The 21,014-nt window shown below is 62.5% G+C and carries 20 protein-coding genes; 9 read left to right on the plus strand and 11 right to left on the minus strand.

What is annotated here, in order from left to right:
• Positions 1–219: HNH endonuclease (locus tag O148_RS15025; protein WP_035745108.1), on the plus strand; the 219-nt coding region annotated here is incomplete at its 5' end.
• Positions 220–289: 70 nt separating this feature from the next.
• On the opposite strand, the gene O148_RS0105485 is transcribed toward O148_RS15025, so the two are convergent.
• The 8 genes from O148_RS0105485 to O148_RS0105520 form a co-directional block, all read right to left on the minus strand.
• Complete coding sequence (locus O148_RS0105485; protein WP_026530109.1) at positions 290–2,176, minus strand: thioredoxin-like domain-containing protein; 1,887 nt, start codon at positions 2,174–2,176, stop codon at positions 290–292.
• Positions 2,173–4,383, minus strand: a complete 2,211-nt coding sequence (locus O148_RS15030) for a bifunctional copper resistance protein CopD/cytochrome c oxidase assembly protein (RefSeq protein ID WP_075204295.1) — start codon at positions 4,381–4,383, stop codon at positions 2,173–2,175. The genes O148_RS0105485 and O148_RS15030 overlap by 4 nt, the downstream gene beginning before the upstream one ends.
• Before the next feature lie 5 nt (positions 4,384–4,388).
• Entirely contained in the window at positions 4,389–6,713 is a 2,325-nt protein-coding gene (locus O148_RS0105495; RefSeq protein WP_026530110.1) for a hypothetical protein, read from the minus strand.
• A 67-nt stretch (positions 6,714–6,780) separates the two neighbouring features.
• Entirely contained in the window at positions 6,781–7,065 is a 285-nt protein-coding gene (locus tag O148_RS0105500; protein ID WP_026530111.1) for an HU family DNA-binding protein, read from the minus strand.
• Positions 7,066–7,768: 703 nt separating this feature from the next.
• Entirely contained in the window at positions 7,769–8,074 is a 306-nt protein-coding gene (gene rpsN, locus O148_RS0105505; RefSeq protein WP_026530112.1) for a 30S ribosomal protein S14, read from the minus strand.
• Positions 8,075–8,076: 2 nt separating this feature from the next.
• The gene (gene rpmG / locus O148_RS0105510) at positions 8,077–8,244 is read right to left on the minus strand and encodes a 50S ribosomal protein L33 (RefSeq protein WP_026530113.1); all 168 of its coding nucleotides are present in this window, start codon (positions 8,242–8,244) and stop codon (positions 8,077–8,079) included.
• On the minus strand, positions 8,244–8,513 hold the full coding sequence (gene rpmB, locus O148_RS0105515) for a 50S ribosomal protein L28 (RefSeq protein WP_026530114.1): 270 nt from the start codon (positions 8,511–8,513) through the stop codon (positions 8,244–8,246). The genes rpmG and rpmB overlap by 1 nt, the downstream gene beginning before the upstream one ends.
• A gap of 737 nt (positions 8,514–9,250) precedes the next feature.
• Positions 9,251–10,135: an SGNH/GDSL hydrolase family protein gene (locus O148_RS0105520; RefSeq protein ID WP_026530115.1), complete on the minus strand. Its 885-nt coding sequence runs from the start codon at positions 10,133–10,135 to the stop codon at positions 9,251–9,253.
• A 247-nt stretch (positions 10,136–10,382) separates the two neighbouring features.
• Between O148_RS0105520 and O148_RS0105525 the strand changes: the two genes are divergently transcribed.
• From O148_RS0105525 to O148_RS0105540, 4 genes are all read left to right on the plus strand, one after another.
• On the plus strand, positions 10,383–10,613 hold the full coding sequence (locus O148_RS0105525) for a hypothetical protein (protein WP_026530116.1): 231 nt from the start codon (positions 10,383–10,385) through the stop codon (positions 10,611–10,613).
• Between the two features lie 289 nt (positions 10,614–10,902).
• Positions 10,903–11,976 (plus strand): YdcF family protein, encoded by a 1,074-nt coding sequence (locus tag O148_RS0105530; RefSeq protein ID WP_051619886.1) that lies wholly within the window; start codon positions 10,903–10,905, stop codon positions 11,974–11,976.
• 36 nt (positions 11,977–12,012) lie between these two features.
• Positions 12,013–13,044, plus strand: coding sequence for an ABC transporter substrate-binding protein (locus tag O148_RS15035; protein WP_051619887.1), 1,032 nt, complete (start codon positions 12,013–12,015; stop codon positions 13,042–13,044).
• Positions 13,041–14,432, plus strand: a complete 1,392-nt coding sequence (locus tag O148_RS0105540) for a glycoside hydrolase family 125 protein (protein ID WP_084157105.1) — start codon at positions 13,041–13,043, stop codon at positions 14,430–14,432. The genes O148_RS15035 and O148_RS0105540 overlap by 4 nt, the downstream gene beginning before the upstream one ends.
• A gap of 175 nt (positions 14,433–14,607) precedes the next feature.
• Here the strand turns inward: O148_RS0105540 and O148_RS0105545 are convergent, their stop codons facing one another.
• Positions 14,608–15,153, minus strand: a complete 546-nt coding sequence (locus tag O148_RS0105545) for an acyl-CoA thioesterase (protein ID WP_026530119.1) — start codon at positions 15,151–15,153, stop codon at positions 14,608–14,610.
• A gap of 92 nt (positions 15,154–15,245) precedes the next feature.
• On the opposite strand from O148_RS0105545, the gene putP reads away from it, so the two are divergent.
• Positions 15,246–16,733, plus strand: a complete 1,488-nt coding sequence (gene putP / locus O148_RS0105550) for a sodium/proline symporter PutP (RefSeq protein ID WP_026530120.1) — start codon at positions 15,246–15,248, stop codon at positions 16,731–16,733.
• Positions 16,734–16,760: 27 nt separating this feature from the next.
• On the opposite strand, the gene O148_RS0105555 is transcribed toward putP, so the two are convergent.
• Positions 16,761–17,051, minus strand: coding sequence for an ArsR/SmtB family transcription factor (locus O148_RS0105555; RefSeq protein ID WP_026530121.1), 291 nt, complete (start codon positions 17,049–17,051; stop codon positions 16,761–16,763).
• An 89-nt stretch (positions 17,052–17,140) separates the two neighbouring features.
• Here O148_RS0105555 and O148_RS0105560 point away from each other — a divergent pair, with 89 nt between their 5' ends.
• The 3 genes from O148_RS0105560 to O148_RS0105570 are packed head-to-tail and all read left to right on the plus strand — an operon-like array spanning position 17,141 to position 19,922.
• Positions 17,141–17,893 (plus strand): LamB/YcsF family protein, encoded by a 753-nt coding sequence (locus O148_RS0105560; RefSeq protein WP_026530122.1) that lies wholly within the window; start codon positions 17,141–17,143, stop codon positions 17,891–17,893.
• The gene (locus tag O148_RS0105565) at positions 17,890–19,464 is read left to right on the plus strand and encodes a 5-oxoprolinase subunit B/C family protein (protein WP_026530123.1); all 1,575 of its coding nucleotides are present in this window, start codon (positions 17,890–17,892) and stop codon (positions 19,462–19,464) included. The genes O148_RS0105560 and O148_RS0105565 overlap by 4 nt, the downstream gene beginning before the upstream one ends.
• A gap of 59 nt (positions 19,465–19,523) precedes the next feature.
• Positions 19,524–19,922: a hypothetical protein gene (locus tag O148_RS0105570; protein ID WP_026530124.1), complete on the plus strand. Its 399-nt coding sequence runs from the start codon at positions 19,524–19,526 to the stop codon at positions 19,920–19,922.
• 79 nt (positions 19,923–20,001) lie between these two features.
• On the opposite strand, the gene O148_RS0105575 is transcribed toward O148_RS0105570, so the two are convergent.
• On the minus strand, positions 20,002–20,868 hold the full coding sequence (locus O148_RS0105575) for a hypothetical protein (protein WP_026530125.1): 867 nt from the start codon (positions 20,866–20,868) through the stop codon (positions 20,002–20,004).
• Positions 20,869–21,014: the final 146 nt, after the last annotated feature.

Consider the following 21,014-nt stretch of genomic DNA (forward strand, 5'->3'; position numbering starts at 1 on the left):
GCCTTCTGCGAAGCACACCACATCACCCCCTGGTCCCACGGCGGCCACACCAACCTGAACAACGGCGCACTCCTATGCCCCTACCACCACCACTACATCCACACCGGCACCTGGACACTCACCATCACCAACAACACCCCCACCCTCACCCCACCACCCTGGATCGACCCCCACCAACAACCCCAAACCAACACCATCCACACCCTCCGCATCCAATAGGACAGCTGGAAAAAGCACGATGGCGCGTGCCCACTTCAAGTGGGCACGCGCCATCGGACAGCCGTGGAGGTTAGTTCATTCCGCGCAGGTCCAGCACCAACGCATTCTCGCCATCTGCGTCCAGCTCCACCGGGATACCCCAGTCCTGCTGATACAAGTGGCAGGCCGCGTGCATCGGAATCTCACCACCAGGTTCACCATCACAGGCGGCCGCACGCGCGGTGATGTGCAGGACGCCGGAGGCCACCTCGGGATTGAGCGTGACTTCGCGATTCAACCCCACCGAGGTACCGGAGCCGTCCACCAGCAACTCCGGCGGCGTCGAAGACACCTGCAGTTGCGTTGGGTCACCCCACCGATCGTCGAGCTTCTGCCCTGCCGGTGCGGCAAAGCGCACGGTGAGCCGAACATCTCCGGCGCGCAACGCCGTCGTTGGTCTTTGTGTTTGGGACGCGCCCTCGTCTACCGACTGCGCCTCGCGGGGAATCGCGATGCGCACCAGCTCATGACGGTTCGTCTCGACAACCACTAAGAACGGTTCCTCGCCGGAGGAATCCACGAGCACATCGGAAGGCTCGGCGAGCCCGCGCGCGAGGGTGGACACCTCGCCGGATGCCGGATCGAAACGGCGGATCGCGCCGTTGTAGGTATCGGCAATCGCCACCGACCCGTCCGGCAGGATCGTCACCCCGAGCGGGTGCTGCAACCTCGCCTGATCGGCCGCGCCGTCGCGGAAACCAAAGTCGAACAGACCCTCGCCGATTGCGGTGCCAACCCGCCCTTCCTCCAGGTAGCGCAGGGCGGAGGTTTCCGAGTCGGCGATCCAGAGCCGCCCGGCCGGATCGACCGCAAGTCCGGACGACTGCGCAAACCAGGCATCTGCAGCCGCCCCGTCCAGCAAGCCCTCCAAACCGGTTCCGGCCAGCACCGAAACGCGCCCGCCAACCGGATCAAAACCGAAAATCTGATGCGTCCCGGCCATCGCGACGGCCAACACCCCGTCGCCCGGGAGCCAGACCATATCCCACGGCGAGGACAGCGAGACCTCACGGGCGTCACGATCCAAAGACAGCGCGCCCTCGCCGGCGTCGAGCAAACGTTGCACACCGTTACCGGCAACGGTCCCAACCTCTCCGGTCTCCAGGTTCAGCGAACGCAATCGGTGATTCACGGTGTCCGCAACCACCACCGAGTAGCCAACCCGGTCCGCAATATCCGCTGGCAACAGCGCCAACCCTTGCGGCTCGTTGAACTTCGCCACCGATGCCGCACCATCGGCCCAGCCGCGCTCTCCAGAACCAAAGCGCGCCTTCACGGTTTGCAAGTCATCGTCCAGCAAGACGATCTGATGATGCCCGGTATCGGCAACGACATACCCCGCGCCCGGGAGCGCTATCGCCTTGCCCGGGAACCGCAGAGCCGTCTCGCGAGCCGGCGGCGCAACATACGGCCCATCCCCGCGGTGCAGGGTTCCTTTCGCCTCATGCTCGGCCACCAGCTCATCAATAAAGGACTCGAGGCCCGCCGCGTGCCCCTCCCCGGAGAGGTGCGCGGCAATATAGCCTTCGGGATCCACCACCACAAGAGTCGGCCAGGCGCGCGCTGAGTACGCCTGCCACGTGGTTAATTCCGGGTCGTCAAGCACCGGATGGTGAATGTCGTAGCGATCCACCGCCGCGGCCAACGCCACCGGATCGGCCTCGTGCTCAAACTTCGGCGAGTGCACACCGATCGTGACCAGCACGTCCTTGTACTTTTCTTCCAAGGGACGCAGCTCGTCCAACACGTGCAGACAGTTAATACAGCAGAATGTCCAAAAATCCAGGATCAGAATCTTGCCGCGCAAGGACTGCAAGTCCAACGTCTCCCCGCCGGTGTTCAGCCAGTTCCGGCCCAGCAACTCGGAGGCGCGCACCCGGTAGTTCGCCCGGATGCTCTCGGTCGTATCGCTGCTCATGAATCGTCCTTGCTTCTCGATTTCGCGTCCGCACCGGCCCCGTCGCTCGAAGCACCTCCTCCTGAGGTGCCGGACGCCGGAGAGCCGCCACTCGTCGTCGTACTTTTTATCCCGGAACCGCGCCCAGCGCTAACCCGCGCGTCATTCTTAGCCATATCCTGGAACATTTGGTTATAAGCGGTGAGGTCCGCCTCGTTATTCCGATTGGCCTGACGGTCGCGGCGGCGCTGCTCGCGCGAATCCGAGCGCGACCACAGGATCGCGACGCCAATGGCCATCGCGACGGTCGGGATTTCACCGATCGCCCACATGAGCGAGGCGCCGGTGCCCTGGTCTTCGATCGCGCTGGGACCCCAATCGCGGCCGAGGTTGCCGAACCAGCTCGCCTGCAACAGCGCGTTGGAGCTCATCAGCGCGACACCGTAGAACGCGTGGAACGCCATGGTCGCGAGCAGGATGATCAGCCGCATCGGGTACGGGGCGCGGCGCGGCACCGGGTCCTTGCCCACCATCGAGAGCGCGAAAAGATAGCCGGACACCACAAAGTGCACCACCATCAGCACGTGCCCGGTATGCTCGCGCAACGCAAATCCGAAGAAACCGGTCGAGTAGAAAATAATGATCGAGCCGGCGAAGTTGACCGCCGCGAAAATCGGGTTGGTCACGACCTTCGCAAACGGGGAGTGCACGCCCCACAGGATCCATTCGCGCGCGCCGCGGCTGCCGTCCTTGCGGGCCGGGAGCGCCTTGAGCGCCAGCGTCACGGGTGCGCCGAGGACCAGGAAAAGCGGGATGACCATGGTCATGATCATGTGCTCGGCCATGTGCACCGAAATCAGCACGTCGCCGTACACGCCCGGCGCGCCCGAGGTGACATACGTGAAAAACCCGAGCCCGGTAAACCAGGACACCGCGCGCATGATCGGCCACTTGTCGCCGCGCTTGTGCAGGCGCCACAGCCCGCGCGCGTACCCGATCCCGAGAATCAAAATGATCGTGAGGAACAGCCAGTCCCAGCGCCACACGGTCAGCATCCGCTCCGGCGTGAGTTCAGGCGGCAGTTCATAACCGGTCAAGATGCGCGCAGGCGTCGCGTTCGGGTCGATATCCTCGCTGCGCGGCGGCGCGGTGCGTGACAGGCTCACCGCAATGGCGCTCACCGCGGCCATAATGAGAAGTTCGACGGCGATGAGTTGCCATAGCACGCGCCTCACCGAGAATTTCCGCTCACCATCCAGGTGAGGGATGAGCCAGCGCCGGTGCATAAAACCGATCATGCCGAGCACGATCGTCCCCGCACCTTTGAGCAGGACCATCACACCCCACGGGGAGAGGAGTTGGCCGATGTTCTCCAGGCGTACTTGGGCGTTGATGACGCCGGAGAAGGCGACCACAATGAAGGCGATCAGCGCGAGCGTGGAGTAACGGGTGAGAACGGTTTTAGCGTCGCGGCCAAGTTTCGCGGAGATCACCACGAGGACAACGATCCCGCCGACCCACACCGAGGCTCCGATCAGGTGCAGGAAGATCGAATTGGTGGCGCTCGTGTGGTCGTCGCCGGAGGCGGAGTGGCCGATGAGCGCCTTCGGGACGAGGCCCGCGAAGGCCAGAAGGAGAGTGATCAGCAGCGGCGTGTAGGTGCGGAACGCGAAGGCGAAGGTGGAAATGATGGCCGCGAAAATGGCGGTGGACAACCAGGCTTGACCGTTCGAGATGTTCATGACGAAGTCGAGGAACGCGGTGGTGAACTGATCCGAGTTGCTGATTTTTTGGCCGGCGATATCGGAGAAGCTGAAAACCGTCATCGCAATCGCGGCCAGAGTCCAGGCGACCGAGGCGATTTGCGCGGTCAAGAGCGTGAGCCGAAAAACCGGGTGGTAGTCCTCCTCCGCGAGCGGCTGCTTCTTCTTGGGGCTCTTGTAATTGCGGGCGCGAGTGTCCGGCGGAAGGATGACGGTCGCGAAAACGAGAGCGCCAATGGTGGTGGCCATGGCGTAGTCATTGACCATCTGCGCCAGGGGCAGCCCCCAGCGGGTGAGGGCACCGGGGTCGAGGGCGCTTCCGTTGGAAAAGGCGCTTCCCGAGTAGACGAGCGTTAACGCCAGCGCGGTTGCTCCGACGGCCAGCGCTATTCCCAACCAAATGGGGTTGACGCCGGTGTCCGTTTTTTCCGCGGTGGGCCGCTCTTTAAGGGTGGGGGAAGCCATACTTTCTATTGTCTGTTAGGTGCGCGCTGTTCGCCCAATTCCGTGTCCTGCCTCACGGATTCCGGGGTCTCTGGGAGCCAGTGCAGTCCGGGTTCAAGTTCGCGTTGGGTTTCCCTGCCCTGACCGTCGATCCAGGTCAGGGTAATTTTTGCCGGGGTCTTGACATGGAGGTAGCGCATGGAGGCCTCCATGGCTTTGACCCGCACGTGTCCCTTGTCCATCCCGATAATGCGGGAGCCGATTTCGCGCACGTGTTCATCGCGCTGCGCATACGGGCCAAGGATGAGGAATGCGTTCTCTGCCGCGATTTCGGCGACGGCCTTAAAGACTTCGTGGACCGCGTTGTCGATGCCCCACTTCTCTCGCCAAGCATAAAGCGGAGCGTGGAACCAGTCCGAGACCATGTCGAGGTAGCTTTCGCCGGCAGTGGTCGGGGTGGTCGTGACCGTTTTCCCATCGGCGAGCACCCGGTTGAACTGCTGGCCGTCAATGAGCGGATCGGGGGTGAAGCTGTAGCGCAGGCGGTTCTGGCTGTGGTCGATCAGCTGAATGCCGGCGCCCAGGGTAGCGAACGTCTGGTCTAAGTCTTCGCGCTTGCCTTCGAGGAGATAGAGGTACCAGCTCGCGTAGGCGCGCCATGCGGACCAGCCCATGGGGGCGTTGAGTTGGTTCACCATGTAGTTCACGGCATACTGCGCCTCCCAAAAGCGCAGCGTGGCTCCGTTGACTCGATGATCCGGGGTCAGCAGGGCGCTCAGTGCGCGGTGTTTGGTCAGCAGGTCTCGTGCGGCTCTGCGATACTTTTCCTGGCGTTCGGGGTCGCGGGTGCGTAGAGCCCCGAGGCCCAGTTGCAATGAGGAACAGGAAATCATGCCGTCTTCAAAGGTCATTTGGCCTTCGGTGCCGATGTCGTCCAGTTTTTCGGCGAGTTCGTCGAGGGCACGGTACGCGCTCTCTCGCAGCGCGGAGGCGGCGATCCTCAACGTCTTCGCGCGCTCGGCGTCCTCCCGCGCCGCTTGGGCCAGGAGCGCGGTGCTGGTTTCCAAGATGGACTTCGCAATATAGATGACCGCCGTGTAGTGGACGTCATGCCCGCTGTAGTAGGCGCCGTCCTCTCGTTGCGTGCTCATCAAGAATGTACACAAGCGGAAGGCCTGGACCAGGTCCTCCGGATCACCGAACGCTTCGTAGCGGTCGGTGAGGATTCCCGCGAGAGTGGCGGCGTCTTGAATGCGGCCGGTCTCCTGGGCAATGACGCCGCGCTCCGCGTCATAGATCTGCGGAAAGACGCGCAACCATTCTCGGATGCTCTGCATGTCGGCGTCCAGGTCTGGAACGATCCTGGCCGCCAGAAACATTGAGTAGAAACCGTAAAAGGACTCGGCGTGATGGGTTGGTTGCTGCCGAATGCGGTGGGCTTCCCTGCGGGCTATGTCCAGGTACTCTGCCCACGGCCGCCGGCGAAAGATCATGACGTCATTGTCGAGTCGGTAGACGCCCTCGCCTGGCGGAACTTGGTACGCGGTGACCCAGGGTTGTTCGTTGAAGGGTTCGTTGTCGAACTCGTCGTCTTCGTCATCGGGGTCCGGTTGGTACTCGTCCGCCATTTCCGGATCGCGCGGCGAAAAGTATGTTGTGATCGTCAGGTCTTCGCCGGGCGCGGCGGTGTAGTAGTTCGCGAGGTAGAGGTTGCGCGAGGTGGTTTCCGCGACAAACTTGGGGACGTCTGAGAGATCGCGGACCAAGCGGAACGCCAGGCGCCAGGTGCGCACTTCCCCGGGCGCAAGCGGCCGGCCCACTGGGTGTCGCATCGGCAACGGGCCGGGGTGGCTGAGAAGCAGCGTGATGCCCTCGATGCGATGTCCACCGGACGGCACGGTCATCGCCGGGCGTGGATCGCGTTCGGGCAGGTCAAAGCTCCCGTGGGAGTAGTTCAGGCGCCACGCGCTCACCGGAGCATCGCAACTGAGCGCAAGAATTTCGCCGGTGGGGCGCATGAGGTAGCCCCAGAATCTGTCTAGCTCGCACCGCAGCAGTGTCGGAAAAAAGATACTGTCCCACTGCGGGTAGGACTTCATCTCGGTGTCGATCCCCAAGCGAAGCCCTACCTCGCCGAGCTGCTGTTCCTCGGCCGTGTTATTGGCGAGGGTGGCAGAGAGGACCAGGTCACCCGCGTCATCTGTGCCAATTTCGAGCCGAGAGTTGAGCGGACTCTCCTTGGGCAACACGAGCGCGAGCCGATTGGCGGCGTCGGTGCGCAGCGGGATGTCTACTCCGCCGCTTCTGAGTGCGCGTAAGTTGTCGGCAGTGCCGTCGATGTACCAGCTCATGGTGGAGATAGAAGTAGGGCCGCCGTTTCAACTGAAACGGCGGCCCCCAATTCTCATGCGAGAACTACTACTTCTTGGAGACAGCTGCCTTGAGCTTGGAGCCAGCGGTCAGCTTGACGCTGGAACCAGCAGGGATCTGGATGGTCTCGCCAGTCTGAGGGTTGCGACCGGTGCGAGCCTTACGCTCGGTGCGCTCAACAGCAACCCAACCCGGGATGGTGATCTTCTCACCCTTGGCAACGGAAGTTGCAAACACATCGAAGAGAGCGTCGAGAACACCGTTGACGGCGGTCTGGCTTGCGCCGGACTTCTCTGCTACCTCTGCCACAACATCGCTACGGTTCTTAGCCAATTTCGTCCTCCTGGACTGGATACTTTTACTTGCCGGATACACGCGGTTGCGTGCACCTCTCCCCGAAACTTACCAGCAATTACGGGCGCAACCGACCAAATTCCCCGGATTTCCGGCGTTTCGGACACTTTTTTTAGCTTTTCCCGTGGTTTTCATCCCCCAGCGAACGCTCCTGTCACTCCCGTCACACCCACGCTTGCGTTACGCGACCCCACGTTGCCTTCCTACGGCCCCGCTCCCGGCCCACGCGATCCCACGCTGCCAACCCGCGCGAGCAACCCTCCAGCCACCCGAGCAACCCTCCAGCCATCCGGGAAAGTAGGGTCACTTTGACAATGTAGGGCGGTATACGGCCCTACATTGTCAAAACAACCCTAGAAAGTGACGGCGGCAGGGCGCACACCGTGAGGCAACGCGCGCGGTGAGGTCCGGTAGGGAGGCGAGGTCCCGCCGTCGTCCCTCACTGCTGGAGTATGTAGCGGCTAAGGCTCAAGTCCTGCGCCCGCCCGCTGCCGTCCGGACCACCCACCCGAGAAGCTGTCCACCCATCCGGGAAAGTAGGGTCACTTTGACAATGTAGGGCGGTATACGGCCCTACATTGTCAAAACAACCCTAGAAAGTGACGGCGGCAGGGCGCACACACAAAAGTGGCCGCCCCCTCGATGAGGGGACGGCCACTTTAGGGCGTGTCTGCGTCTGGAATTACCAGGAAGACTTGGTCACGCCGGGCAGTTCGCCCTTGTGAGCCATGTTGCGGAAACGCACGCGGGAGATACCGAACTTCTGGAAGGTACCGCGCGGGCGGCCGTCGATCGCGTCGCGGTTGCGGACGCGGACCGGGGAGGCGTTGCGGGGCAGCTTCTGCAGTCCGACGCGAGCGGCTTCGCGCTCTTCATCGGTGGAGTTCGGGTTAACCAGAGCCTTCTTGAGCTCAGCACGCTTCGCGGCGTAGCGCGCAACGATGACTTTACGCTGCTCGTTTTTGGCGATCATTGACTTCTTAGCCATGTTTAGCGCTCCTCTCGGAATTCGACGTGCTGGCGGACTACCGGGTCGTACTTCTTCAGGACCAGGCGGTCCGGATCGTTACGGCGGTTCTTGCGGGTCACGTAGGTGTACCCGGTACCAGCGGTGGACTTGAGCTTGATGATGGGACGGACGTCCTTATCTTTTGCCATTAGAGCTTCTCACCTCGTGCAAGAATCTCGGCAACAACGGAGTCGATGCCACGTTGATCAATAACTTTAATGCCCTTCGCCGACACGGTCAGCGTGACATTGCGTCGCAGGGAGGGAACCCAGTAACGCTTCTTCTGGATGTTCGGATCGAACCGACGGCTGTTGCGTCCATGACCATGGACGTAGCGCTTGAGCGCCTTGCGGCTTGCTCGGGCAACGCTTTTTCCGAAGCTCGGCTCAGCTCCGGTCACCTGGCAACGTGCTGCCATGATGGTGCCTTTCGTTTGACGTATCTACTAGGTGCGCAGGATTAGGACTACGCGATGCTCTACGTTGCGTCCCGTGTCGCCCGGCTCTACGCCCGCACGCACAGTGCGGCGATGTTGAATCCTGCGTCCGCGGCACACGTGCCCACACAGATATCTGCTGAAATCTTCTGCGGGAAATTCATGCCAGCGGCGGGTGAAGGGTTGCGATCGACTTGAGCCCCTAACTACCGGTCATCTCCACAACCGACGTGCCACACCTAAGCGGTTCATCAAGGTTGGGGTTACTTCCGGAGCAATCGCTCGCATCCACGCAACATAGCGCCTTGCTATTCTACGCGCTCACATACCACAAAGGCTAATCGGCACCTGATGTGAAAGCTCGCCCGACGCAAAATGGGGGGACGCATCGGGCGAGCAGCTCTGAGTGGTTTTTCTTCGCGCAACACCACTGTGGGGGAACTGATTTTCACATCTCCACGGGGTTTTTCGGTCGCACTGACCACACTCACAATTGAATACCACGAGGAAAGAATTTTCAATCCGAGTTTGGAAAAAAATCTTGAGTTCCTTGATTTGGCGCCTCTGACTAGGGGCTATACACTTTGCGCGCTCAGCAAAATGTGAATGCTCTTTCATATTTGTGCATCACTTTGCATGCATTTGAAGCTCCCCAGAGGACCCTCAAGCACCGCCAATAATCGGTGGTATTTTCAGAATTTTGTGCCAGTGATTGTGTGCTACAACACTGATTCTCGCAACTCTCTTGGCGCTCTGCGTTCAGCTTTCTGAACGCCGTTCAGGGTTTCTGTTGGCACCGGCCGGGGATAGCGTGCACACAGTGAATCGCCCAGGGATACTCGGCGCAGGCGCCTCCCCAACCAGGGCCTGGCGTACTCGGTGAACCAGCGGACTTCCTTTCGCAACAGCTGCCAAAGCCAGTCCACCCCGGCAGAAGAAGCGTCGGGCGACGGCAGGCCGGGAACCTGGACGCGCTCAACTTCCCGCACCGGCATCGTGGCGGCAAAGGACGCACCAAGCACCTCGAGAACTTTCATCGCCATGTACTGGTGACCCACCGCCGACATATGCAGCCGGTCCTCGTCCCACAAAGCCGCATGCTGATAGTCCTCAAATGCCCAGTGGTCCACCAAGAGGCAACCCAGACGCGAGGCGATATCGCGAACAGACTCATTGTAGGCGTGGTTGCGCCGATGAAGCAGGTTGAGCGCCGGGTGCAGCCGCACGTCGTAGCCGGTGAACAGCACCACTACCCCGCCGGTGGCTACCAGACGGCGCACCGCACGCTCGTACTCCGCCATGAGCGCGGGCAAGTTCAGGCGCGGGTTCATTAGATCGTTCCCGCCCGCGTACATGGTGATCACCGTCGGGTTCATGGCGCACGCCGCACCGATCTGGTCGGCCACGATCTGTTCTAGCCGCTTTCCCCGGACCGAGAGATTCGCGTATTCCCAGCTGGCGTTCGGGTCCCAGCTCAGGGCTTCGGCAACCCGATCTGCCCAGCCGCGCACCCCGTTGGGTCGCAGCGGATCCGGGTCGCCCACCCCTTCAGTGAATGAGTCACCCACCGCGACAAAGCGCTTCACCACGTCTCGCGCACTCACAGCATCAGGCTAGGCACCTCTGCTCGCCGACACGGTGCCCTTTCGGTGAGTTTCATGCGAACGAGCGGTGAACTTTCACCCCTTCTCGCCCAGGACGCCGCCGATAGACTCTTATGCACCTAATGACCGCCGAATTAGGTGCAGAAGAGTCCAACGGCAAACGGCACCTCCGCATAGCGTCACGGCGCTGCACCACCGAAAATCCGCTGATAAAATCCAAAGAGACGCACCGGGAGGGAAAATACGCATGAACATGGAAGTTGTCATTGTCATTGAGTGGATCGCATCGATACTGGCGATCGCCTTTGGCGTTTGGGGCCTGCTCTACTCGGACATCCAGTCCGGCAGCACGCACGAGGGCGTCAAAGCCAAGGCCATCCCGGTCGGCGTGATCTGGGCTCTTGCCGCCGTATTCGGCTTGATCGCCTTCCTCGGCGCATACGTTTTCGACTACAACCAGTTGCAGTCCGCCGCCTAGCGCGCGCCACCCAAACACCAACAACACGCGAATGGCCGCCCCAGTGCGGGGCGGCCATCGTTATGCGGCGAGCGCCTCCCGCATGGCATGTGCCCCGTTCGTGATGAATGGAGCCGCCCGAGCCGAGCGTGACCCCGCCCGGGCGGCCCATCCATTCGCACATGAATGCGGGAGCGCGCTCCCACTAACCACATTTCCGCTCAACGCCCCACGGTTACGCCCCACCGTTACCCCCGGTTATGCACCAGTTACACACCGGCCAATCCCCAGATCACGTAGGCTCAATACTGTGATCCTCGTCCTGTCCATTGCCGCACTGTTTGTGTTGCTCTTTGTGCTCTCCTTCCGCACCGACCGCCGCCGCCTGCGCAACGGCGTCTACCTGCTGATCGCGCTCGGCATCCTCGCCCTCGCGGGCCTCTCCCTGCTCAGCCGCACCCCCGACGGCAGCAATACGGCCACCCTGATCGTCTTCGGCACCATCCCCCTCGGGGTGCTCTTCCTCGTGGTCTTCCTGCTCGCCAACGGCCTGACCATCATCCGCAAAGAGGGCCGCTCGCTGGCAAACCTGCTCTCCTTCCTGCTCGGCCTCGCGATCCTCGTCTCGGCCGCCTATTTCATCGTGGTCATCACCAACCCGAGCACCCCGCGGCTCGCCCTCTCGCTTGCGGTCTTCCTCTTCCTGACCTTGGCCTACCTCAGCTTCGTGTTCACCGCGTACTTCCTCTACTCGCTCATTTACGGCCGGCTGAGCTACCAGCGGCACCCGGACGCGGTCATTGTGCTCGGCTCCGGCATTTTCGGCGAGCGAGTGCCGCCGTTGCTCGCCTCCCGCTTGCAGCGCGCCGCGGACATTTTCACCAAGGAGTACGACGGCGATCACTCGCCAATTCTCATCACTTCCGGAGGACAGGGGCCCGGTGAGAGCATTCCCGAGGCCCTGGCCATGAAGCGGTGGCTCGTCGAGCGCGGAGTGCCCGAGGCGGCGATTGTGACAGAAGATCGATCCCGAAACACCTCGGAAAACATCGCCTTTTCCCAAGTGATTTTGCGCGAGCGCGGTTTCAGCACCGGTCGGCCGGACGCCTCGTCCCCCGAAGCACCCCAGACCGGTGACGCTCCGGCACCGAGGCGGGCACGCGCCGTCGTAGTTACTAGCAATTACCACGTTTTCCGGGCCGCCATGGAGACCCGGCACCACCGCCTGGACGCGGATGTGGTGGGGTCGCCGACCGCGTTCTATTTCCTGCCGAGCGCGGTAATTCGCGAGTTTGTGGGTGTGCTGCGACAGTTCTGGTGGGTGCACGCGCTGGTCATTGCGGCGATTGCCGCGCTCACGTTTGTGCCGGGGCTGGGGGTGTAGCGCCGGGCGCCCGAAACTTAGGGTAGCCTTAGTTCCATGCTTTCTCGTTTTCGCGCCCTGATTGGCGCGGCTCTGGTGATGTTTTTGTTGGCCTTGACGGCGTGCGCGCCGAGCTCGTCAAGCGGCGGGGACGGCGGTGCAGGGAACCTTGACGTCGCGCAGGGCGCCACGAAATTCAGCACCGCCGACCAGGAGACCGCGAAACTTGGCACGGATGCGGCCCCGGGCGAATTTCCGCGCACCATCACCGACTCGATGGGAACGGTCACGCTGGAAAAGAAGCCGGAGCGGGTGGTGGTGCTCGATGGCGGCGAGCTCGATTCGGTGCTCGCGCTCGGTGTGACGCCGGTGGGTATGGCCGAATACGCGACCTCCCCTAACGGCGAGTCCTATCTGAAGGATCGGGTGGCCGATATACCGGTGGTCGGGGACGTGAAGGAGCTCAACCTGGAGGCGATCGCGGCGCTCAAGCCGGACCTGATCCTAGGGAGCAGCCTGCGGGCCGAGAAAATGTATCCGGCGCTCTCTAAGATCGCGCCGACGGTCTTTGCGATCCGCCCCGGGTTCCCGTGGAAGGAGAATTTTCTGCTGATCGGGGACGCCTTGGGCGAAGAGACCAAGGCGGTGCAAATCCTGAACGACTATCAGGACAAGGCCAACGCGGTACGCGACTCCGTGAGCAACCCGCCGACGATTTCGCTGTTGCGGTTCATGCCGGAAAAGATTCGCCTGTACGCCAACAAGTCCTTTGCCGGGGTGATCTTGAAGGATGCTGGTATTCCGCGTCCGGCAAATCAGGACATCGATGATCTGGCGGCGGAGATTTCGGCGGAGAATGTGTCCGATGCGGAGGCCGATTTGATCCTGTACTCCAGTTATGGCGACCCGTCCGGCACGGCAGAGGAATCCGTGGTGAACGGCGCGCTGTTCCAGAACCTGGCCGCGGTCAAGGCCGGGAACGCGAAACGCATTAGCGATGACGTGTGGTTCTTGGCGCTCGGGCCGATCGGTGCGAATCTGGTTCTGGACGATCTGCAGAATATCCTCAAGGAGTACCGCCCGGCATGAACTTCACGCCAATAGTCGCAAAGCCCTTTGTTATCGATGAGGCGTTGGCCGAGCTATTGGCGTCCCGCGCTGCGGCTGTCGCCGAGGCTACCGGCGAGCCGCGGTTCGGCGAAATGCTCTTAGCCCAAATGCGGGACACCTTGGAGAAGACCATCAATGTTGCCGAGGACGGCACGACCTTTGTCATTACCGGGGATATCCCGGCGATGTGGCTACGCGATTCGACGACGCAAATGTTGCCGTTCATGCGGCTCGTGGACGCCCACGAGGGTTTGCGTGAAATGGTGCGCGGACTGCTCGAGCGGCAGTTCCGCTATATCCTGCACGATCCCTACGCCAACGCCTTTAACGAATCTGCCAACGGCAACGCCTGGCACGCAGGAGATATAGACCCCGACCCCTGGTTGTGGGAGCGCAAGTTTGAACTGGACTCGCTCGCCTTCCCGGTGCAATTGGCGCACCAGTACTACCAGGCGACCGGTTCGCTGGACTTTCTGACGCCGGACGTGTTTGCCGCTTTCCGGCTCATTGTGGACACCCTGACACTGGAACAGCGGCATGAGGAAAACTCGCACTACCGCTTTATCCGGGAAATGGATCTCGTCACCGAGACGTTGGGCCGAGATGGCCGTGGCACGCCCGTGGGTTACACCGGGATGGCGTGGGCGGGATTCCGCCCGAGTGACGACGCGTGCACCTATCACTACAACATTCCGGGCAATCTGCTGGCAGCCCTGGCGTTGGATTACATTGCCGAGTTTGCCGAGCTTTCGGCGGCCTCGAGTGCGGCCTCGGGTGCCGCCTCGAGTGCGGCCTCGGGTGCGGACGGCCCGATTGCCGATGAGAACTTAGCTCGCGGTGCGCGCCGCCTGGCTAAGGAAATCCGCGCCGGGGTGGAACGTTTCGGCGTGGTGGAGCATCCAGAATTCGGCCGCATCTTGGCCTATGAGGTCGACGGCCTGGGCAACACGCTGCTCATGGATGACGCGAACATGCCGAGCCTGCTCTCGCTCCCGATGACATCCACCGTCAGTGCCGATGACTCCCTGTATCGGAACACGCGGGCGTTTGTGCTCTCGGACTCGAATCCATATTTTGTCCGCGGAAGCGTCGCCGAGGGCATGGGTTCGCCGCATACCCCCGCTGGGTACATTTGGCACATCGCGCTCGCGGTGCAGGCGCTGACGTTGCCGCGGGACGGTCTGGGGCAACAAGAGCGCCGCGAGGAACAGTTACGCATTGCCCGTGTGATGGCCGCGACGGATGCTGGAACCGGACTCATGCATGAAGGCTTCGACGCCAACGACCCGACCCAGTTCACCCGCGCCTGGTTCTCCTGGGCGAACTCGATGTTCTGCGAGCTGCTCCTCACCCTCACCGACCCGTAACCCCACCAAGTTGGCGCAGATTAACAAAAGTGTGCGGGATCCCGTACAACTTCGGTAATCTGCGCCAACTTTGTGGCGCGGGGCGGGCGCGGGGCGGGCCTTGGGCTGGCACCGAGCGAAACCGGTGCGGGGGGCGGCGAGGGCGCTGAGCGAAACGGGACCGCACCCGGACCGCTCAGGCGACCGGCGGGAAAGGTGCGCTTTTGCTGGGACTGGGCAACGCCGTCGTGCTTCTCCACTCGGAAACCCAGCCCGGCAACGCGGTGCCGGCCGGTGGCGCGCCAACCACTTCGAAAATGTCGGCGAGATCCAGTGCGCCGCGCCGCGAAATGAACCGGATCGCGACCGTCGCCTGGGCGTAGATTTCGCCGTCGATGACCGCGTTGTGGCGGAAGTACACGTTTTTCGCGTCGACGCCGAGGACCTCGGTGGTGACCTGATACCGCGCCCACAGCACGAGCGATTTGCGGAACGCGATCGTCTCGGTGGAGGCGACCATGGACCAGCCGCGGCGGCGCATCACGCGGAAGAGTCCGGCGGCGCGCAGGTGGCGCAGGCGGCCCAGGTCGAAGTGGGAGAAGTAGACGCCGTTGTTCATGTGCAGCGCGACGTCGATGTCGCTCGGAAGCACGCGCATGGTCCAGGTGGTCCTCTCGCGCCAGAAGTCGGCTGGCGCAATGCGGGCAAGGAGCGCGTGGATGGTTCGGAAGATCAAATGCACGCTCCCATGTTACCTGCGGGTAACATCGTGTGGCGCGTAGCATTTAGTGATCACTCGACGCACAGCGCGGCGCACCGAAAGGCAAAGGGGCCATGGACAAGCTGGGGTACTACTACATCGCATTGGCGATCTATTTCGCGCTGATGCTCGGTATCGGCTACTACGCGTGGCGGCGCACCAAGAACCTGGACGACTACCTGCTCGCCGGCCGCGACCTCAAACCCGGCGTCGCCGCGCTCTCGGCCGGCGCCTCGGACATGTCCGGCTGGCTGCTGCTCGGGCTCCCCGGCGCGATCTACGTCTCCGGTTTGAGCGAAGCGTGGATCGCTGTGGGTCTGACCATCGGCGCGTATCTGAACTGGCAGTTCGTGGCGCCGCGCCTGCGCTCCTACACGCAGGTCGCCAATGACTCGATCACCGTCCCAAGTTTCTTCGACAACCGCCTAAAAGATCCCACACACTCGGTGCGCTTGGTGTCCGGCATCGTCATCTTGGTGTTCTTCACCTTCTATGTCTCCAGCGGCATGGTGTCGGGCGGCAAATTCTTTGAAAGTTCCTTCCAGGGCGATTACGTCTGGGGAGTGGTCATTGTTGGCGGCATAACTGTGCTGTACACACTGTTCGGCGGGTTCATGGGCGCGACCTTCACCGATGTCGCCCAGGGCCTGCTGATGCTCGCCGCACTCATCACGGTCCCGATCGTGGGGCTCACCCAGGTGGGCGGATTCGGCGGCATGATCTCCACCATCGAAGCCGCCGACCCGCAATTGCTGGTCTGGAGCGGCTCTTTCATCGGCATTGTCTCCGCACTTTCCTGGGGGCTCGGATACTTCGGCCAACCGCACATCATTGTCCGCTTTATGGCGCTACGCTCCCCGCGCGACGCCCGCGCCGGAAAATGGATCGGCATCGGCTGGATGGTCGTCTCGGTTGTCGGCGCCATCTTCACCGCGCTGGTCGGTGTCGCGTACTTCCAAGACAACCCAGACGCGAGCCTGGAAGACCCGGAAACCGTGTTCCTGGTGCTCTCGCAAATCTTCTTCCATCCGCTCGTTGCCGGATTTGTCCTGGCCGCAGTCCTCGCAGCCATTATGTCCACCATCTCCTCGCAACTTGTGGTCTGCTCGTCGGCGCTCGTGGAGGACCTCTACCACCTGGTGGTCCGCCGCAAACTCTCCCCGCAACAAGGCGTGAACCTCGGCCGCGCGGGCGTGCTGATCGTGGCAATTGTCGCCGCGGTCATCGCCTTCAGCCGCAACGACTCGATCCTAGATCTGGTCGGCTTCGCGTGGTCCGGCTTCGGCGCCGCATTCGGGCCGATCGTGTTGCTCTCGCTGTTCTGGCGCAAACTGACCTGGCAAGGCGCGCTCGCCGGAATTGTGCTCGGCGCGGCCACCGTGTTCATTTGGGCGAAGGTCATCGAGCCGGCCGCGAATATTGGGCTGTTTGAGATTGTCCCCGGGTTCATCGTGTGCACTGTGGCGGCCGTGGTGGTTTCGCTTCTCACCTTCCGCAGCGATCCGGAGATTGAAAAGACCTACGACGACGCGCGCCTCCTCGCAAAGTCCGGCGCGGTTTAGGCGGGGGTGCTTCGAGCGGGTTTCGGCTTAGGCGTGGCCCACGTGGTGGACCGCTTCACGGAGGAAGTCCCGCACGTGATCATCGGCGAGCGAATAGATGACCGAGCGGCCGCTCCGGCTCGGCGTCACAAGGTTCAAGTGGCGCAGCAGCCGCAAATGGTTGGAGATGGTCGCCTGCGCCAACCCGGTCGCGTCCACAATTTCGGTAACCGAGGCCGGGCCCTCCTCCAATTTGGCCAAAATGAGCAAACGGGCACTGGAAGAGAGGCCCTGCATGATGTCGGCCATATTGGCGGCCTCGCTGGCGGAAAGTTTCACAACTCACACTCTACTGAACCGTTTCGCTAGGCTGGGAATGAACGTTGTGTGCGGTCGCGAGCCGCGGCGCGGAACCTGGAGAGTGGATGCTGACGCAGATTGATCTCAACAGCGATGTTGGCGAGTCTTTTGGTCGCTGGCGTCTGGGTGAAGACGGCATCTTCACGGTGATTTCCAGCGCGAACATCGCCTGCGGTTTTCATGCCGGTGACGCCCCGACGATGTCCGCCTCCTGCGCCCTGGCCGCGGCTCACGGAGTGAGCGTCGGCGCGCACATCGGGTACCGGGACCTGGCCGGGTTTGGCCGCCGCTTCATCGACGTGGACCCGGCCGAACTCGCGGATGAGACCGCCTACCAAATCGGCGCCCTGCAGGCGATGGCCGCCCGCGAAGGCACCCGGGTCCGCTACGTGAAACCGCACGGCGGACTGTACAACGCAATGGTGCACCACGAGACCCAAGCCCGCGCCGTGATCGAGGCCGTCGCCTCCGTCGATGCGAGCCTCCCAATAATGCTCCTGCCCGGAAGCCTCGGCATTGAGATTGCCCGCGAAGCCGGCGTCCGCGCCGTCTCCGAGGCCTTCGCCGACCGCGCCTACAACCCCGACGGCACCTTGGTGAACCGCCGCGAACCCGGCTCCGTACTACACAACCTCGAGGACATCACCCGCCACGTCGAGAACATCGCCAACGGTTTCATCAAAGCCATCGACGGCACCCGAGTTCGCGTCGAGGCCGAGAGCATTTGCGTCCACGGCGACACCCCCGGCGCACTGGAGATCGCGCGCCGCGTCGCCACCACCCTGCAATCCGCCGGAGTCAGAATCGAGCCTTTCGCATGAGCACCGTTGACCTTCTCGACGTCCGACCCGCCGGCGGCGAAGCCCTCCTCGTCACCGTTGCCGACCTCCCCTCGGCGACTTCCCTGGCGGCGCACCTGCGCGCCGAGCCGCTCACCGGCCAGCGCGATCTCACCCCGGCCGCCCGCACCGTCCTGATCCACGCGCGCGGCGGCACCAATTTGCGCGATTTCGCCGCCGAGTTGGCGAACCGCGAGGTGCCTTTGTTGGAAGGGTCACCGGGGAAAGTGGTCACCATGGACGTGGTGTACGACGGCGATGACCTGGCTCGCGTAGCCGAGCTCACCTCCCTGAGCGCTAGCGAAATCATTGCCCTGCACACCGGAGCAGAGTGGACTGCGGGGTTCGCCGGATTCGCGCCGGGGTTTTTCTACCTAACGACCTCTTCTCCTTTCCCGCGCGTTCCGCGACGAGAGTCTCCCCGGACGAGCGTGCCTGCCGGTTCGGTGGCCGTCGCTGGCGAGTTCTCCGCCGTGTATCCGCGGGAGTCCCCCGGTGGGTGGCAACTCTTGGGCCGCACCGATGCGCGGCTGTTCGATCTCAATCGCGCCCCGGTGACCCTCGTCGAGCCGGGGGACGTGATTCGGTTCAACGCCGTCCGCGAGTTATTGAGCGTCTCGCCCGCGCCCGGCGTCGCTCCCCCGCCCGTTGCCGCCGGTACGCCGTCGCTCACGGTGATCGCCCCCGGCACCTTTTCCAGCATCCAGGACTCCGGGCGCGGTGGACACAGTGAAATCGGCGTTGGAGCTGCGGGATTTGCCGACCGCGCCGCGGCTCGACGGGCTAACCGGCTCGTCGGCAACGCGAAGGGTGCCGCCTGTATTGAGCTCATTGGCGGCGGTTTTGTGGTGCAGGCCGAGGCGGACGTGATCCTGGCTGTGACCGGTGCTCCCACCACGATGGTGGTCTTCGATGAGGAATCGGACCTGCGCGAGCCCGAGTCCGGCACACCGTTCTCGCTCTACGCGGGCGAGTCGCTGGAGATCGACTTTCCCGCGGCGGGCTTGCGCAATTATCTGGCGGTACGCGGCGGATTCGATACTGGCGAGGTGTTGGGAAGCCAATCGACCGATACGCTCTCTGGCATCGGACCCCTCCGAGCGCCCAAGCGTTTGGGAACCGGGGACGAGCTTCCCATCGGTTCCGATGCCCCGCACAGTGTTGGCAGTTTCGAACCGGACCTTGTTCCTGTTGCGGACGCGGAAGTGGAGATCCGTTTTCGGTGGGGCCCGCGAGACGACTGGTTCGCCCCCGAAGCTCGGGATGCACTGGTCAGCACGGTCTGGACGATCAGTCCGCAGTCAAACCGGGTGGGTCTGCGCCTGGATGGCGGCACCCTCGACCGCGACGAACAGCACACCGGGGAACTTGTCAGCGAAGGCGTCGTACTCGGCGCTATCCAGGTGCCCGCTAGTGGACAGCCGATTATTTTCCATGTGGATCACCCGGTGACCGGCGGGTATCCGGTGATTGGCGTCGTCGAACGTCAGGATATTGATAAGGCGGCGCAGCTGCCGCCGGGGACCGCGATAAGGTTTGTGGCCAGGGACTGACCGGGTAGTCTCGAGGTAGGCCGAGGTTCGGCCTCAACGCATTATGAGGGGATATTGCCATGAAGGCGAAGAAATTTGGAGCTGCCGCGCTGTTGGCGGCCGCATTGGTCATGCCGTTGAGCGCGTGCGCCAACTCGAGCGATTCCGGGAACGGCGGGGGCGACAAGCTGAGCAAGGATGAAGCATGCTCACAGGTGAAGACCGCGATCGAAGATCTGCAAAAGCAGGCACCGCCAACCGCCGCGGATCAGGCCATGACCATGTTCTCCGATCTGACTGGCAAGCTCGATGATATTGCCGCGAAGTCGCCGGACGAGGTCAAGGCACCGATCGAGAAGGTCAACGAGTTGTTCAAGAACGTTGCGTCCAACCCGGCGAGCATGAACTCCAGCGACATGACGACCGTCGGCCAGGACTTGCAGAACGCGTGCCCGGACCTCGCGAATATCGGCAAGTAGGTCTCGGTGACCGCGAACTTTCGTGGGCGCTAACTGCCGTTTGCGCCCACTCTCAAACTTCCGTGAGCGCTAACTCGGGTTAGCGCTCACGGAAGTTTCGCGTTTCGACGGCGTTGAGCGCTTTACGCACGAGTGCAATGAACCCGTCGGTGTCATGACGCACCATTTCCCACGTCACCCGCAGTGTTGGTACGCCGCGGATGACCGCGACGTTGTTCCGACGGCGGTCCTCGTTGTAACCATCGGGTGTGTCGTGGGTGGCCCGCCCGTCGAGCTCAAGGCCGAGAACCCCGTTAATCATCGCGTCAAGGTGTCCGAGCCCCTCAATATACTTCTGTATTTGCACCTGAAAACCGGCGTTCTCGAGGTGGAATCTGCTCAGTGTCTCAAGATAGGAGCCGCTTGCCGGATTTACCCGCGTCACCACAGCGCGTTCCCCATGCGGAACACGTTTGTCCCGGACCAATCGATGCAGATCGCCCAACGAGACGCGCCGCTGAATTACCGAGGATTCCGCAATCAAGAGTGCGTCCAGTTCGGTTCGACATCTCAAGGCGTGCAGGACGGTGTTCAGGTGTGGGTCTTGGTGCCGTCGATAGTGCGGACGTATCGGCATCGACGCTCCGTTCGGTAAGCGCAGTCGGTCCGGAACGTCCCCTCGACTGCGCCGAAAACTGACGTGGAGCTGCCGAGGTTGCTCATAGAGCGTCCAGAGTTTGAGTGTCGTGGCCCGGGTGGCGCACGTGACCTCGAGACCCTTACTTCTCAGCTCGGCCCAGTGTTCGGCAATCCCCGGAGCAGTGAGCACACCGCGCGGACCCTCAAAAAGTTGACCCGCGCGCACAAGTTGGCGGATGTACTGTTTTGAGATGCCGGCGCGCTGGATTTCCACCTGGCGGACCGCCCCGGCGTGAAGGTCCAATAGGTGCGTCAGCTTTTTCTCCATCCGCTTAGTGTGGCTGATTCGGCACGCACGCGTTGACCAGGACGGGTCAATTGTGGATAACTTTCCCAGAGGCTCGAAAACTTCCGTGAGCGTCAACGGCCGTTTGCGCTCACACTAGAACTTCCGTGAGCGCTAACTCGGGATAG

It is taken from the genome of Haematomicrobium sanguinis DSM 21259 (assembly GCF_000688395.1).
GTDB classification, from domain to species: Bacteria; Actinomycetota; Actinomycetes; order Actinomycetales; family Micrococcaceae; genus Haematomicrobium; species Haematomicrobium sanguinis.